Here is a 13383-nt window from a genome sequence, read left to right as displayed (position 1 = left end):
CCTATTCATCCTCCTTTAGGTAGCGTTTTAGCTGTGAAATCATTTGTTGATTACTAGCACCTATCTCTTTCATCTTTTGCACATAATTCTCAATGAACTCCTTTTGCATCGAATCACGTAATTGATCTAGTAAATCATCGTTTTCCAACACAAAAGTCCCTTGTCCTCTTCTCGTTTCCACAATATCCATCCTCTCCAGCTCACTATATGCTCGTTGAATTGTATTTGGATTGACTCCCATTTTGATTGCCATTTCACGAACAGATGGCATTTTCCCTCCAAGTGACTGTTTTTCCTGAAGAATATCAATAATTATTCGATCAACAATCTGCATGTAAATAGGCTGAGATGACTGAAATTCACTTGACATGTAGGTTTACACCTCTACTTTCTTTGCTAGTAGCTTGGAAGCAATATAAAAAAGAAACAAGCTTAAGATGACAAAGTAGAAGAACGGAATAATGGGAATTTCAACGATATCAATTAGAACATTCCAACTTTCATCTTCATAGTTAAGAGAGGTGAGAGGCAATAGGTCTAGATTATATTTAAAAATAAATGTACTAATCGCATCAATCCTTAACACCAAAGTTTCCAATAAGTTGTAACCAAAAAAGATGAATATGATAACAAGCCATCTGAAATTACGAATCTTAGGATAACGTTTTAAAGCATGGTATATCGTCCAATAGAAAGTAATCCAGCATGTTAAAAATATTCCTAAAAGTACTAATCCGATATTAACGAAGATAGCGAGTTCTAAAAACAATCCAATACTCAGTTGCTCATATACTGCTTTACCAAACCAATACATACTAAAAGCTGTATAAATGGTTAACAAAACTTGTGTAATTAGTTGATAAATTAATATGATAGCGAATTTAGAAAGTAGTAGGGAATAGCTAGATCTTGGACTATAGAGCCAAAGTTGGTTTTTACCTTCTGTTACTAACATGGACAGCATCATGACTGGTGCAAATACAGCTAATGATAAACCTAATAAAACAATTACGGTTAATGTACCTGCAGGCTGGTTTGTATAAGCTGACATCCCGATACCAAAACTCAACATTACGAGCATAGCACCGATCCATGTTAAAAATAAAAATCTTGAAATCCGATAATCTTTTTTTAATAAACCTTTGATTGGATTCATTGAACAAACTCCTTTTGTATTAGTGTACTATTTGAATAGTACACTAATACAAAGTTAAAAGTCAAATAGTAATTGGAAACTTTTTAAGTTTCCATTCAATGGTGAATAAATAGGACTCCTGATGGAAATATACAAGTATGAAAAAATATATCGCTTTATTAATCCTAGTCATCATTGTCGTTTTTCCTAAAGCATCACATGCAGAGGAAATGGTCCAAGTAAAATTAGTTAATTATGTTGGGGAGAGTAAGGAATTAGAGTTAAAGCTTACTGGAAAGTACGTGACACTTGATCCAACACTTACATTAGAGGAAGGAGTTTCTTATAAAGTAACGATAAAGGATGAATCGCTCATTTTGAAAAGTTCGGAGGATACTTATCAAATAAATGATACGTTGATACTTATTCCCGAAATGTATGATGAGCAACATCGTGTTGAAATTGACGAAAGACCTTATTTAGGTGCGATGGAAATTACAATTGAAGACAAGAAATTTATACGTCCAATTAATCAGTTACCACTCGAAGATTATTTAAAGGGAGTTGTTCCATTTGAAGTATATCCAGATTGGGGACTCGAAACATTAAAAGCTCAAGCACTAGCTGCAAGAACGTATGCAGTGTCCCATTTAAATAAAGAAATGGATGATACAATTAGTTTCCAAGTGTATGGTGGTTACACGTGGATGGATCAAACAACAAAGGCTGTCAATCAAACGAAGGGGGAGGTTATTACCCATAATAGGACGTTAATTGATGCTTTTTATTCAGCCAGTAACGGAGGCATCACGGAAAATAACGCGCATGTTTGGGGAGGGAAATCGATGCCTTACTTTCCCATCAAAGAGGATTCATATGATCCAACACATCCATGGGAGTTTACATTGAATCATACGCAAATAGAACTAGATGACATTGATTGGGAAGATCCTGATTGGTGGAAAAATACCAAGGAAAAAGATGAAAAAATCACAACTTCGATGAAGAAGTGGTTGAAGAAAAATGGATATCCAGGTGAGATTAAAATTCTTACTATTAATGACTTTAAGCTATCTCCAAAAAAGTACGCATCAGAACGCAGTATTGATGGTTCGATTACGATTGAATTCTTGCAAAAACTGTTTGATGGGACTATCTTATTTCAAGTATTAAAACGAGAAGATGTTAACCTAAATCAGATTCGTCCAATAATTGGTGGAGATATCTTTAAAAGTTATTTAATAGAATCACTAGCGGAAGAGGAAGAAGTGTACAAAATGGAAGGCAAAGGTTATGGTCATGGTGTAGGTATGAGCCAGTGGGGTGCTTTTAATATGGGGGAAAAGGGGAAAACCTACAGAGAAATAATTGAATATTATTATCCAGATACAACTATTTCTACGTATTAATATAGGCTGTGTTCTATGTAATGCAACAATGTTGACGAAAAGAATCGCGATAAAAAGGCAGTAAGATTTTATCGTTCTACGGAATATTAGTAATATTTGGTTATATTAGTTACAATCAATCTATGTAGTCGCTAATTTAGATTGACGTGGGGTGTTTAAAATGAGTGATAGAGAGACCATATTTTCTCTTGCTTATGCAAAAGGGTTGGACGACAAAGATGAACTAAAGTATTTTCGAGATGAATTTTACACAAATCCTGGCGTAATCTACTTAGATGGAAATTCACTCGGATTACTTTCTAAGCAAGCGGAAACCGCTGTGTCGTCAGTAATGGAAGCATGGAAAAACCTTGCAATTAATGGTTGGATAGAAGGTGAACATCCATGGTTTTATTTGTCTGAATTACTAGGTGAGAAATTGGCACCATTAGTTGGAAGCAGACTTAATGAGGTTGTCGTTACCGGTTCAGCAACAGGTAATCTACACCAATTAATTGCTTCTTTTTATAATCCATCAGGTACCAAGACAAAGATACTAGCAGATCAGCTTAATTTCCCATCTGATATTTATGCATTGAAAAGTCAATTAGAGCTAAAAGGGTATAATGCATCAGAAAACCTTATTCAAGTGGAAAGTTTGGATGGTCATATCCTATGTGATGATGACATAATTGAGGTAATGACAGATGAAATAGCAGTAGTTGTGTTACCTAGTGTTTTATATCGCAGTGGACAGATCCTTGACATGAAGCGACTAACCCAAGAAGCTCATGCACGCAACATAATCATCGGATTTGACTTATGTCATTCAATTGGTGCTATTCCTCATCATCTCCATGAATGGGGCGTAGATTTTGCTTTTTGGTGTAATTATAAGCATTTAAATGGTGGCCCAGGCAGTGTAGGTGGTCTGTTTGTTCATGAAAAACATTTCGGAAAAAAGCCAGGCCTTGCAGGATGGTTTGGTTCAAAAAAGGATAAACAGTTTGATATGGAGCATGAACTAACTGCAGAGGAACATGCAGGTGCCTTTCAAGTTGGCACTCCACATATATTAAGTGCAGCGCCACTTATCGGTTCTTTGGAGCTTTTTGAAGAAGCAGGAATTCATCGAATTAGAAATAAGTCATTACAATTAACGGACTATTTATTTGGATTAATTAATCATGAATTAAAAGACCATGGATTTGTGATAAAAAGTCCAATGTCTGAAAAACAACGTGGGGCTCATCTATTTTTGGAACATAAAGAAGCTGCTCGCATCTGTAAAGCTTTAAAAGCCGAGGGAGTTATACCTGATTTTCGTGCCCCTAATGGGATACGGATTGCACCGATAGCTTTATACAATAGTTTTTCGGAAGTTTGGTACACAGTAAATATTCTAAAGGGCATAATGGAAGACGAGACGTTTAAAAAATATTCTAATGAAAGAGGTGTTATAGCTTGAAACAATGGATTGATATTTCACAACCTTTGACTAACCAAATTGCACACTGGCCTGACGACAAGCCTTTTTCTTATCAATTAACCAGTTCAAAACAACAAAATGGGGCAGCAAATATTGGACAATTCACGTCGAGTTTACATATCGGTACCCATGTGGATGCACCCTTCCACTACAAAAATGACGGAAATAAAATTTATGATTTGGATATAAATGTATATATTGGACAAGCGAAAGTTATAAATGTATCTGCACATAAGACTATAAACCGAAATCTATTAGAACAATTTTCATTAGACGGAGTTGAACGACTTTTACTAAGAACTTCGCTACCAAGTACACCAAATAAGTTTCCAGATTCGATTCCTGTATTAGACCAAGATATCGCTCCATTTTTATTTGAGAAGGGTGTAAGACTTTTAGGTGTCAATATGCCTTCTGTCGATCCACTTGATAGTAAAGAGTTGTTAACGCATCACGCACTCGGAAAACATAATATTTACATATTAGAGAATTTAGTATTAGATTATGTAAAAGAAGGGGATTATCTCTTGAGCGCACTTCCCCTCGCGATTGTAGAGGGCGACGGGAGCCCTGTTCGAGCTGTAGTTCAGAAACTAGACAATTAACATAACAAACTCTAAAGCTACTTATAATGGGCGAGATATAGACGGAATCCGTTTCATACATTTACTGGCAGAAGAGTTGCGTGAAGAAAAATAACTGGTTTTAATATATTCATATTAAAAAAGAGGTAGTCCACGAAATGGTAAAAACTATTTTAGGACAAACTTTTTTTATTAAATTCAAGTCTATGAAAAGCTTTTGAATAATGAACGACACCTTGCACTTTTTCAAGAGAACTAGGTGTTAATTCTAGAGCCATAAATACCTCATCAGCTACCTTAAATGCGGCTTTAATATTCCATAGGCAGCTGGTTTAAAACCAAACTTTGGATAAAATTCTTTATGCCCCAAAACAATTACTGAGCGAGAACCAAGTTCTTTTGCATTTTTTAAAGCAGCGTTAATTAACTGACTTCCGATTCCTTTTCTCTGATACTCAGGAGCAACAGAGACTGGAGCAAGTGTCAAAGAATCAAGTGTGTTCACACCATTTACAATTTTAATTTTAGATAGAAGAATTTTTTTAATAATTGCTTCCGTTGTATTATATTCTAAAGTGTGTTCCGGTCGGATTGTGATATCCATTTATAATCTCCTTTTCTTTTTAATCAAATGGCACTTTCTTATGCATAAAGTCATTAAAAGAGCGTAACACACAGCAGTTTTAAATAGTTTAGCAAGCAAACACAAACCTCTTCGTTTTGTTATTCCACGGTAAAGTCTTGTGTAACTGTAAACTTTTCACCTTCAGTTGGTGTCATCCATGCCGTTAACACATATTCTCCGGCACTTAAGTTTATGTCGCTTAGATCAATATCATACACTAAAGCATCCCCCGGTTTGATTTTTTCTTCACCTAAAGCTTGTAGGAAGGAAGCCACACTAGAGTAAAGAAAAACTTCTTCACCTGCTTTTGTTTTTACAGAATAATCAATGCGCTGTGAGCTTGTGAATTCTAAAGTGACTTCTTTCTCAGTTTGATTAACTACCTGATACGTGTACGAAAAAGTGCTCTCCTGGGTTAGACTTGGAACTATTTCCCCTTCAACAATACCTTTTTCGTCTGCATTGGTTTTACCATCTTGATTTTGCTCTTCATTTGCTCCGCTTGAACCTGTACCACAACCTACTAACATAATGGCAAGAAACAAAATAAACCCAATCTTTTTCATTTGATAACCTCCTCGAAAGTGTGAAGCTTTATATCATTTGTCGTTGGTTAACGTCAAAAGGTTACCAACATAATGATTTATTTTCTAATTTATTCTTCATCTAAACAATATTTATCCCAAATTCATTAAACCACATAGATGATGGTTCGCATATTAATGTTTGGTGTATTTATAATTTTAAATGTAATGAAACAAAGGATTTTCCGATTTTTTAGTCGAAATATAGTATGATAGGTTTATTAAAAGAGGTGCAAGGATGGATTGTCAGCGATGTAAAAATTCCATATATGAATATAAGAACAATTAGCTAAACAAAATTGATAGAAAAAACTTCAAAAAACATATAAAAGAATGTCCGGAGTGTAAGGAAGCTTTCAAGACTTTTGAAAAACAAAACTCTCTGTTGTCATCCTTAAAAAGGCTATCTCTAAAAACTTGGACAATTATTATTTGTTTATTTTTATTACTAATCGTTGTTGCATTTATTTCAGGAGGAGTAAATAAACTAGTTAGTGAATGGAACAATCTAAGTGAAGATCAAGAAGGAATAGAAGAGTTACAGCGTTTTGGTTTAAATAATAAAGTTAGTTTAATAGCTGAAGACAATGGTGTTAGAGTTACAATCACGCATGTAGTAGCAGACGATATTCAAACATTTGTTTATTATGAAGTAGAAGACCTAGAAGAAGACAGATTGCTTAAAGTTGCTGATTATTGGGCTGTAAAAGTATCTTCAGATCAAGGTGTTTTAGATTATGGGCAAGGATTCAGGGAACCCGTTCATAGCATTGTCGATAGGACAGATGAAATGGGAAACGAGAACAAATATAAAGGTCGAATCGGGATTTTACCTATAGCGAACAATCAGGACGAAATTGAATTAGAGATTTCGGGACTATATGAAGTAGAGGCTGCTAATGTACAAGGTTTTATGATTCCAAAAGAACATAATCCACCAGTTAATGGCGAATGGCTGTTTACTATACCTATTGAAAAAGAAGAGATTTTCGAAAAACAAGTTGACGTAAATACAGAAATAGATGGTTATAATCTCAATATAAACAAAGTTACCATCGCACCTACAGTTACTTTTGTACATTTTCAATACAAGTTAAAGTACACAGAAGGTTGGACGTATTTTTATTTTGATCAATTGAAAAGTGAAGAGAGTATCTTAAAACGTCAGGATATGTCTTTGTTCCCTGTAGAAAACGTTCAATTAAGTGAACAAGGAATAACAGAGTATGCCCCTTTTGAATCGATCTATTATAATGTACCTGAAGGGCTAGATTTGCATCTTGCACTTATTCAAGAGACAATTGAAGCAGATCAATCTTTCCCGATAGATTGGGAACAAGATGGTCCACAATTGTTTGAATTCATGGACACAGAGTTGTCAATTGAATATGATGAGTCACAATCAACGAATAAACTAGTTATCAACCAAGAGTATAGTGAGAAGCGCGAATATGAAAGAGCTAATTTTCATATTGTCACTGAACCTGAAAGTTATCCAGTAAACTATAGTTCGAACGGTATTTACATCGACGAAGAAGGTAAGCAACATGAAGGAAGCGAATCTGACTATTATCATGCAGAAATGGAAAAGCTCCGCTACTTTTCAACTCAAGACGAGGTCATTTTTGAGCCATACAATGGTGAACTAGTTAAACCGGTTGAATTAAAAATTGATAGTTATATTAAAACAACAGTCCCATCTAAAAATATTCATTTAGAATTTTAGTTGGTTAAAATGTAAATGGGCTTTGGTTATATCACCATTAAACGGCACCACTTCAAAATATGTGAAGTGGTCTTTTTTTGTTTACACTTTGTCAGAAATTCAAATAATCACACCTATTCTTTAGGATAAAAATTCTGATTGTGGAAAAGAATATAGTAACTAAATGCTTACAGAAATAGGGGATTCATTTATATGACTTATATTTGCTCAATTGGGACTAGTATTCCTGAATATAACTTAACCCAAACAGAAATACAAACGTTTATTAAAGAGATATTTCCACGTCCAGCACGCGAGGTGAACCGCCTATTACCTGTATTTGACCATGCTGCAGTAAAAAATCGTCAATTTGTTGTTGAACAATCATGGTTCGCTAATGAACATTCCTTTCAAGAGCGTAATGATATCTATCAAACAAAAGCGATAAAGCATGGTGTAGAGGCAATCGATCACTGTCTTTCTAATCAGGACTTTTTATCACATCCAATTCCGTACGATGCAATCGATGTGATTATTTTTGTTTCAAGTACTGGTATAGCAACACCATCCTTAGACGCATATCTTTTGAATGAAAGGAACTTTCGTGACGATGTGATACGTATGCCGCTTTGGGGATTAGGGTGTGCTGGTGGGGCAAGTGGTTTAGCAAGAGCTCATGACTGGTTATCAAGTAATAGGGAAGGTTCGGTTTTAGTTGTCAGTGTTGAACTTTGTAGCTTAGCTTTTCAAAAAAATGATGATAAAAAAAGTAACTTTATTGGTTCAGCATTGTTTGGAGATGGCACAGCCGCTGGATTATTGTTAGGGGATAAGTCACCCTATCTAAAAGAAAGAAGGCGAACATCACCTAAAGTACACCAAACAAGTACACGTTTGAAAAAAGATGCATTAAACGTTATGGGTTGGGCAATTACCGACAATGGGTTTGAAGTAATCTTCGCTAAAAGTATCCCTAGTTTAGTAAAGGAATTTTGGAGAGAGCATACATTAACTTTTTTCAAGCAAATTGATTGGTCTGTGGAAGATATATCTTGTTATATAGCGCATCCTGGTGGGAAAAAGGTTTTAGAAGCCATGGAAGAGGTACTAGATATTACAAAAACTCAACTGCATTATTCATATAAAATATTAAGTGATCATGGAAACATGTCGTCTGTAACGGTCTTTTATATTTTGAATGCATGGATGAAAGAAAATATGAAACAAGGTGAGAAGAGTATCTTATCTGCATTAGGTCCGGGTTTTAGTTCTGAATTAATTAGTTTGGAGTGGTCGTAATGACTGGGTGGTTAATGGGCTTATTTATCTTTATAATCCTTCAACGTATCGTTGAACTAGTCATAGCTAGACGAAATGAAAAATGGATGAAACAACAAGGGGCCACTGAATTTGGTGCTGAACATTATAAGTGGTTTGTAATCACTCATGCTGTATTTTTTGTTTTTATCATACTTGAAAGTTTCCTTTCACCAATCACACTAAATGAAAATATATCATTCCGCCTTTTTTTAATTTCGTTATTCATTTTCACACAAATTTTACGTATATGGTGTATTGCATCGTTGGGAAAGTTTTGGAATACGAAAGTTATTGTTTTGCCCGGTGTACCGTTAATTAACCATGGGCCCTACCGTTTTATCAAACACCCGAATTATGTAATTGTTGGCATCGAGTTAATCGTTATACCGCTTCTTTTTAACGCGATAATTTCTGCTTTATTATTTCCATTACTCCATATGATTTTACTGAAAATTCGAATACCAATCGAAGAGAGGGCATTAATAAGTACAATGAATACTGATTAGAAATCGACTCCCTGGACAAACGGATGTTCGCACTATATACTAAAAAAGGACGAAAGACTTTTCATGTATGTAGGAGTGGATTTATATGGGTGGAGATAATAAATTAGCCAACTATATAGAAGATTTATGGACAAAAGGCTTTAAATTAAAGGATGAAGAAGTCCAATTTATTTATTTTGGTAAAAAATTCACTGGAGCACCGGACTGGAAGGTCATCTATGCGTTAAAGCTAACATTACAATTTCAACACACATTTAATCGCAGTTTTTATGTAAGTCTACTTGAGTTGCTTGTTAAAGAATCGATCAAAACAAAAAGAGAAGCGAATGATTTGTTGACCGAAAAAGGCTTTACTTAACTTTATGTATTGCTTTTCTTGCTAATCGATCAGCATTTTTATTTTGTTTTTCTGGAATCCACTTAATAAAAAAGTGAGGAAATGTTTGTATTCTTTTCAAAATCTCTTCTAATAAAGGACTGAAATTTTTATTTTTAGTAAATTCCTTTTCAATCATATCAACAACTAACTTCGAATCACTTCGCAAGGACAGAATTTCATTCGGGAAATTTTCCTTACATACATCAAGCGCTTTAATTACCGCCCAAAACTCAGCCTCATGATTGGATAGTTCACCTATGTAATACATATATTCATGTTGTTCTTTCCCATTTTTAATGTAGATTCCAGCACCACTAGGCCCCGGATCGCCACTTGATGCTCCATCAGTATATACTTCTAACATGATTTTTCTCCTTGAATTATAATTTAAATTTGAGGGCTACATGTAGTAACCCTCCCATATTGTATGTTTATTGTTGTTTTTGTATATGCATACGTTTTGCTAAGTATAAGAACGGCGTGTCAATGGCAGCAACGATAAATTTAATAACATACGTGGTCAAAAAGATTTCTAACCAAATATTTATTGGATACTCACCATAAAAGGCGATGAAACAAAAGATAAAGCTATCTAGTAGCTGACTGACCATGGTACTTCCGTTATTTCTTATCCATAAGTATTTTTCATCTGGTAATAGTCTTTTAATCTTTGAATAAATCCATACATCAAAATATTGACTAACAATATAAGCAATTAGACTCCCAATCGCAACCTTGGGCACGATACCAAACAATGTCATTAACGATTCTTGGGCAATATCACTAGGGTGTGGTTGGAATTTTAATGCTAATTGCATCATAATCGTCATCGCAATGAGTGTAGAAAAACCCATCCAAACTGCTTTTTTAGCGTCTTTTTTTCCATATTTCTCATTCAAAATATCCGTTGCTAAAAAGGCTGTACCGTAAATGATGTTACCTAAGGTAGCTGTCAACCCAATCAATTCTACTGTTTTGATTACTTGGATATTGGCAATCACCGTTGACATCCCAATCCAGACAAATAATCCTGGCTTCCCAAAAATACGATACACTATAATCAACATACTAAAGTTGACTAATGCAAAAATAATCCACAAGCTTTCATTAAACAAACGAAACTCCTCCTTAGTTTTGTTAACGCGGGAGTTTACGAACCGCGGGTGTTTTCACCACTGTATTCCATTTTAGTTTAAACAATTTCATAATAACAATTTTGTCTTCGCCTACAACAATATATTATCTGAGATGACTGAAATAAGGTAATTATGAAATTAACTCCATTGACAATAAATTAAAATATAACTGTCAACAATCTTGTATTCTAGAAGAAAAGCTCTGGACTCCTTGCTCACCCTAGAGCAATTAAGACGAACATCTATGTGGTGCTCTTTACCACAAAGATGTTCGATTCGGGTAGGCGCTGTAGCTCGACGTGCACATGCAATAGTCAGTTATCCACAGGACACTACATCTATAATTGCCTATTCTACAAGAAAAGACGATGACCCACTAGGATCACCGCCTAATTATAAGTGCTTATTTATTTTTTTGTTACATTAGCTGCTTGAGGGCCACGGTCTCCATCGACTACTTCAAACGAAACTTCTTGACCTTCTTCTAGTGTTTTGAAGCCTTCTTCCTGAATAGCAGAGAAGTGAACGAATACATCATTTCCCTCTTCGATTTGGATAAAACCATAACCTTTTTCTGCATTAAACCATTTTACGATACCATTTTGCATGTTGATAATCCTCCTAAGACTTTCACGTCAAACGTGGTAATACAAACAAGATGATAGACAAATAAAAAGGTAGCTACTTTAGAAGGATAGGATCACAATTTCATCCACTTCTAAAGAAGCTACCTGTCATTAATGAATCCATACATCTTCTTTGCTTGAGTCAAATATAGCTGATTTTTTTATGACAGTCAAGAAATTGGAAAAAGAATGTAACAGCCTATTTTTCTGGGGTTTTAGTAAGTCGAATTAACTTGAAATTCGTCAAAAATATTGTCAAAACAAAGCAGAAAAAGTAGTTTAAGAACAAAAAGTGTTCCAGGATTTTCACCACATCTTTTGTTTATTTTTAAAGGATATACTATGATAATAAAAGATACGTTGTTAAGGTTTAAATGGAGGAAAAATCATGTCAATTCTTATTGGTTTAACAGGTTGGGGAGACCATGATCGCTTATACATAGATAAAGGTGCTTCGAAAAACAAATTAGAAACGTATAGTTCGCATTTCCCAGTTGTCGAAGTTGATACAGCTTTCTATGCAATTCAACCTGAGAAAAACTATCAAAAATGGGTGAAGGAAACTCCTGATAATTTCTCTTTTATTATCAAAGCTCATCAAACAATGACAGGCCATGATAAGTCTTCTATGACAAACCAAGAAGCAAGAGCATTGTTTGAAGCGTACCTTCAATCAATTCAACCTGTTATTACTGCAAATAAGTTAAATGCAATTTTATTTCAATTCCCACCTTGGTTTGACCTTAATCAAGAAAACATTCGAAAATTAAAAAAGACAAAACGACTGTTTCCAGATTTACCTTTAGCGCTAGAGTTTAGAAATCAAAGTTGGTTTTTACCAGAACATAGACAGGATACGTTACAGTTTATGAGGGAAGAGGGGTGGATTCATTCCATATGTGATGAACCACAAGCAGGGTCTGCTTCTGTTCCACTTGTATTAGAATCTACCGATGAAAATAAAACACTGGTTCGTTTTCATGGTAGGAATGTTCATGGTTGGAATAGAAATGGACGAGACGATTGGAGAGAAGTGCGTTTTCTTTATAACTATAATGAAAAGGAATTACAAGAATGGGTTAAAAATATTGAAAAGTTGCAAAAAGAGACAAGAGAGATTACGGTACTTTTTAATAATAATTCAGGTGGGGACGCTGCAGATAACGCAAAGCAGCTAATCAATCTATTAAATATAACGTACAAAAATTTAAATCCAAAACAAATGGATTTATTTAATTGGTAAGGAGTATGAAAATGAATAGTAAATTACAACAAATCGAGGCCTATGTATTTGATTTATTTCATCAAGATTCTTCTGGACACGACTTTCATCATATGAAAAGGGTCGCGAATATGGCTAAAAAGATTGCGGAAACAGAAAAGGCTAATCCATTTGTTGTTGAAGCAGCTGGTTGGTTACATGACATAGGAGATAAAAAGTTATTTTCTAATCCAGAAGCAGAAAAACAAAAATTACATCAGTTTTTAGTCAGTCTTGAACTATCCGAACAACTGATTCATGAAATTGATATGGCAATTAGGGATGTTTCCTTTAGTAAAGGTAGACAACCAGAAACAATAGAAGGAAAAATTGTACAGGATGCAGATCGTATGGATGCAATTGGTGCGATAGGGATTGCCAGAACCTTTGCCTATGGTGGCAGTATTGGTAGTTTGATACACAGTGATGATGAAACAAAGGGAACGAGCGTACAACATTTTTATGACAAACTATTATTATTAAAAGATTTAATGCATACGAGTACTGCCAAATCTATTGCAGGACAAAGACATCGAGTGATGCAGTCTTTTTTAGATCAGTTTTATGATGAATGGAATACATACTAAATCTATAAAAATGAATCTCATGCCAACTATGCACGGTAGGCTTGAGATTCATCTTGTT

At 34.7% G+C, this 13383-nt stretch carries 15 protein-coding genes, 1 pseudogene and 1 riboswitch; of the genes and pseudogenes, 9 read left to right on the top strand and 7 right to left on the bottom strand.

The annotated features are described in order from the left end of the window. Window position 1: 1 nt before the first annotated feature. Complete coding sequence (locus QQS35_RS04635; RefSeq protein ID WP_285930695.1) at window positions 2-370, bottom strand: GntR family transcriptional regulator; 369 nt, start codon at window positions 368-370, stop codon at window positions 2-4. A gap of 6 nt (window positions 371-376) precedes the next feature. Continuing rightward, window positions 377-1156: a hypothetical protein gene (locus tag QQS35_RS04630; protein ID WP_285930694.1), complete on the bottom strand. Its 780-nt coding sequence runs from the start codon at window positions 1154-1156 to the stop codon at window positions 377-379. Window positions 1157-1293: 137 nt separating this feature from the next. Here QQS35_RS04630 and QQS35_RS04625 point away from each other — a divergent pair, with 137 nt between their 5' ends. From QQS35_RS04625 to kynB, 3 genes are all read left to right on the top strand, one after another. Further along, a complete protein-coding gene (locus QQS35_RS04625; RefSeq protein ID WP_285930693.1) occupies window positions 1294-2544 on the top strand; it encodes a SpoIID/LytB domain-containing protein in 1251 nt (416 codons plus the stop codon). Between the two features lie 160 nt (window positions 2545-2704). Beyond that, window positions 2705-3991, top strand: a complete 1287-nt coding sequence (gene kynU, locus QQS35_RS04620; RefSeq protein ID WP_285930692.1) for a kynureninase — start codon at window positions 2705-2707, stop codon at window positions 3989-3991. Further along, the gene (kynB, locus tag QQS35_RS04615; protein WP_285930691.1) at window positions 3988-4617 is read left to right on the top strand and encodes an arylformamidase; all 630 of its coding nucleotides are present in this window, start codon (window positions 3988-3990) and stop codon (window positions 4615-4617) included. The genes kynU and kynB overlap by 4 nt, the downstream gene beginning before the upstream one ends. Before the next feature lie 152 nt (window positions 4618-4769). Here kynB and QQS35_RS04610 read toward each other — a convergent pair. Both QQS35_RS04610 and QQS35_RS04605 read right to left on the bottom strand, forming a co-directional pair. Next, window positions 4770-5140: pseudogene (locus QQS35_RS04610) on the bottom strand (GNAT family N-acetyltransferase); the annotation flags it as partial. A 179-nt stretch (window positions 5141-5319) separates the two neighbouring features. Further along, complete coding sequence (locus QQS35_RS04605; protein ID WP_285930690.1) at window positions 5320-5787, bottom strand: BsuPI-related putative proteinase inhibitor; 468 nt, start codon at window positions 5785-5787, stop codon at window positions 5320-5322. A 403-nt stretch (window positions 5788-6190) separates the two neighbouring features. On the opposite strand from QQS35_RS04605, the gene QQS35_RS04600 reads away from it, so the two are divergent. The 4 genes from QQS35_RS04600 to QQS35_RS04585 all read left to right on the top strand — a co-directional run bounded on the left by QQS35_RS04600 (window position 6191) and on the right by QQS35_RS04585 (window position 9694). Continuing rightward, window positions 6191-7531 carry a DUF4179 domain-containing protein gene (locus QQS35_RS04600; RefSeq protein ID WP_285930689.1) on the top strand — a complete coding sequence of 447 codons (1341 nt, stop codon included), beginning with the start codon at window positions 6191-6193 and terminating at the stop codon, window positions 7529-7531. Window positions 7532-7723: 192 nt separating this feature from the next. Beyond that, window positions 7724-8809 carry a type III polyketide synthase gene (locus QQS35_RS04595; protein ID WP_285930688.1) on the top strand — a complete coding sequence of 362 codons (1086 nt, stop codon included), beginning with the start codon at window positions 7724-7726 and terminating at the stop codon, window positions 8807-8809. Continuing rightward, complete coding sequence (locus QQS35_RS04590; RefSeq protein ID WP_285930687.1) at window positions 8809-9336, top strand: isoprenylcysteine carboxyl methyltransferase family protein; 528 nt, start codon at window positions 8809-8811, stop codon at window positions 9334-9336. Before QQS35_RS04595 ends, QQS35_RS04590 begins: the two co-directional genes overlap by 1 nt. 85 nt (window positions 9337-9421) lie before the next feature. Continuing rightward, complete coding sequence (locus tag QQS35_RS04585; RefSeq protein WP_285930686.1) at window positions 9422-9694, top strand: DUF6123 family protein; 273 nt, start codon at window positions 9422-9424, stop codon at window positions 9692-9694. On the opposite strand, the gene QQS35_RS04580 is transcribed toward QQS35_RS04585, so the two are convergent. The 3 genes from QQS35_RS04580 to QQS35_RS04570 all read right to left on the bottom strand — a co-directional run bounded on the left by QQS35_RS04580 (window position 9687) and on the right by QQS35_RS04570 (window position 11459). Next, on the bottom strand, window positions 9687-10079 hold the full coding sequence (locus QQS35_RS04580; protein WP_285930685.1) for a ribonuclease HI family protein: 393 nt from the start codon (window positions 10077-10079) through the stop codon (window positions 9687-9689). The two genes, QQS35_RS04585 and QQS35_RS04580, sit on opposite strands and share 8 nt — an antisense overlap. Window positions 10080-10146: 67 nt before the next feature. Further along, the gene (locus QQS35_RS04575) at window positions 10147-10830 is read right to left on the bottom strand and encodes a queuosine precursor transporter (protein ID WP_285930683.1); all 684 of its coding nucleotides are present in this window, start codon (window positions 10828-10830) and stop codon (window positions 10147-10149) included. Between the two features lie 7 nt (window positions 10831-10837). Next, window positions 10838-10882, bottom strand: a riboswitch (PreQ1 riboswitch). 376 nt (window positions 10883-11258) lie between these two features. Then, window positions 11259-11459: a cold-shock protein gene (locus QQS35_RS04570; protein WP_285930681.1), complete on the bottom strand. Its 201-nt coding sequence runs from the start codon at window positions 11457-11459 to the stop codon at window positions 11259-11261. A 406-nt stretch (window positions 11460-11865) separates the two neighbouring features. Between QQS35_RS04570 and QQS35_RS04565 the strand changes: the two genes are divergently transcribed. Both QQS35_RS04565 and QQS35_RS04560 read left to right on the top strand, forming a co-directional pair. Then, on the top strand, window positions 11866-12720 hold the full coding sequence (locus QQS35_RS04565) for a DUF72 domain-containing protein (RefSeq protein WP_285930680.1): 855 nt from the start codon (window positions 11866-11868) through the stop codon (window positions 12718-12720). Between the two features lie 11 nt (window positions 12721-12731). Further along, window positions 12732-13325 (top strand): HD domain-containing protein, encoded by a 594-nt coding sequence (locus tag QQS35_RS04560; protein ID WP_285930679.1) that lies wholly within the window; start codon window positions 12732-12734, stop codon window positions 13323-13325. Window positions 13326-13383: the final 58 nt, after the last annotated feature.

The sequence above is a fragment of the Aquibacillus rhizosphaerae genome (genome assembly GCF_030282825.1).
Classification (GTDB): domain Bacteria; phylum Bacillota; class Bacilli; order Bacillales; family Amphibacillaceae; genus Aquibacillus_C; species Aquibacillus_C rhizosphaerae.
Note: the sequence above shows the minus strand (reverse complement) of the source record. Positions and strands in the feature narration are given on the sequence as shown.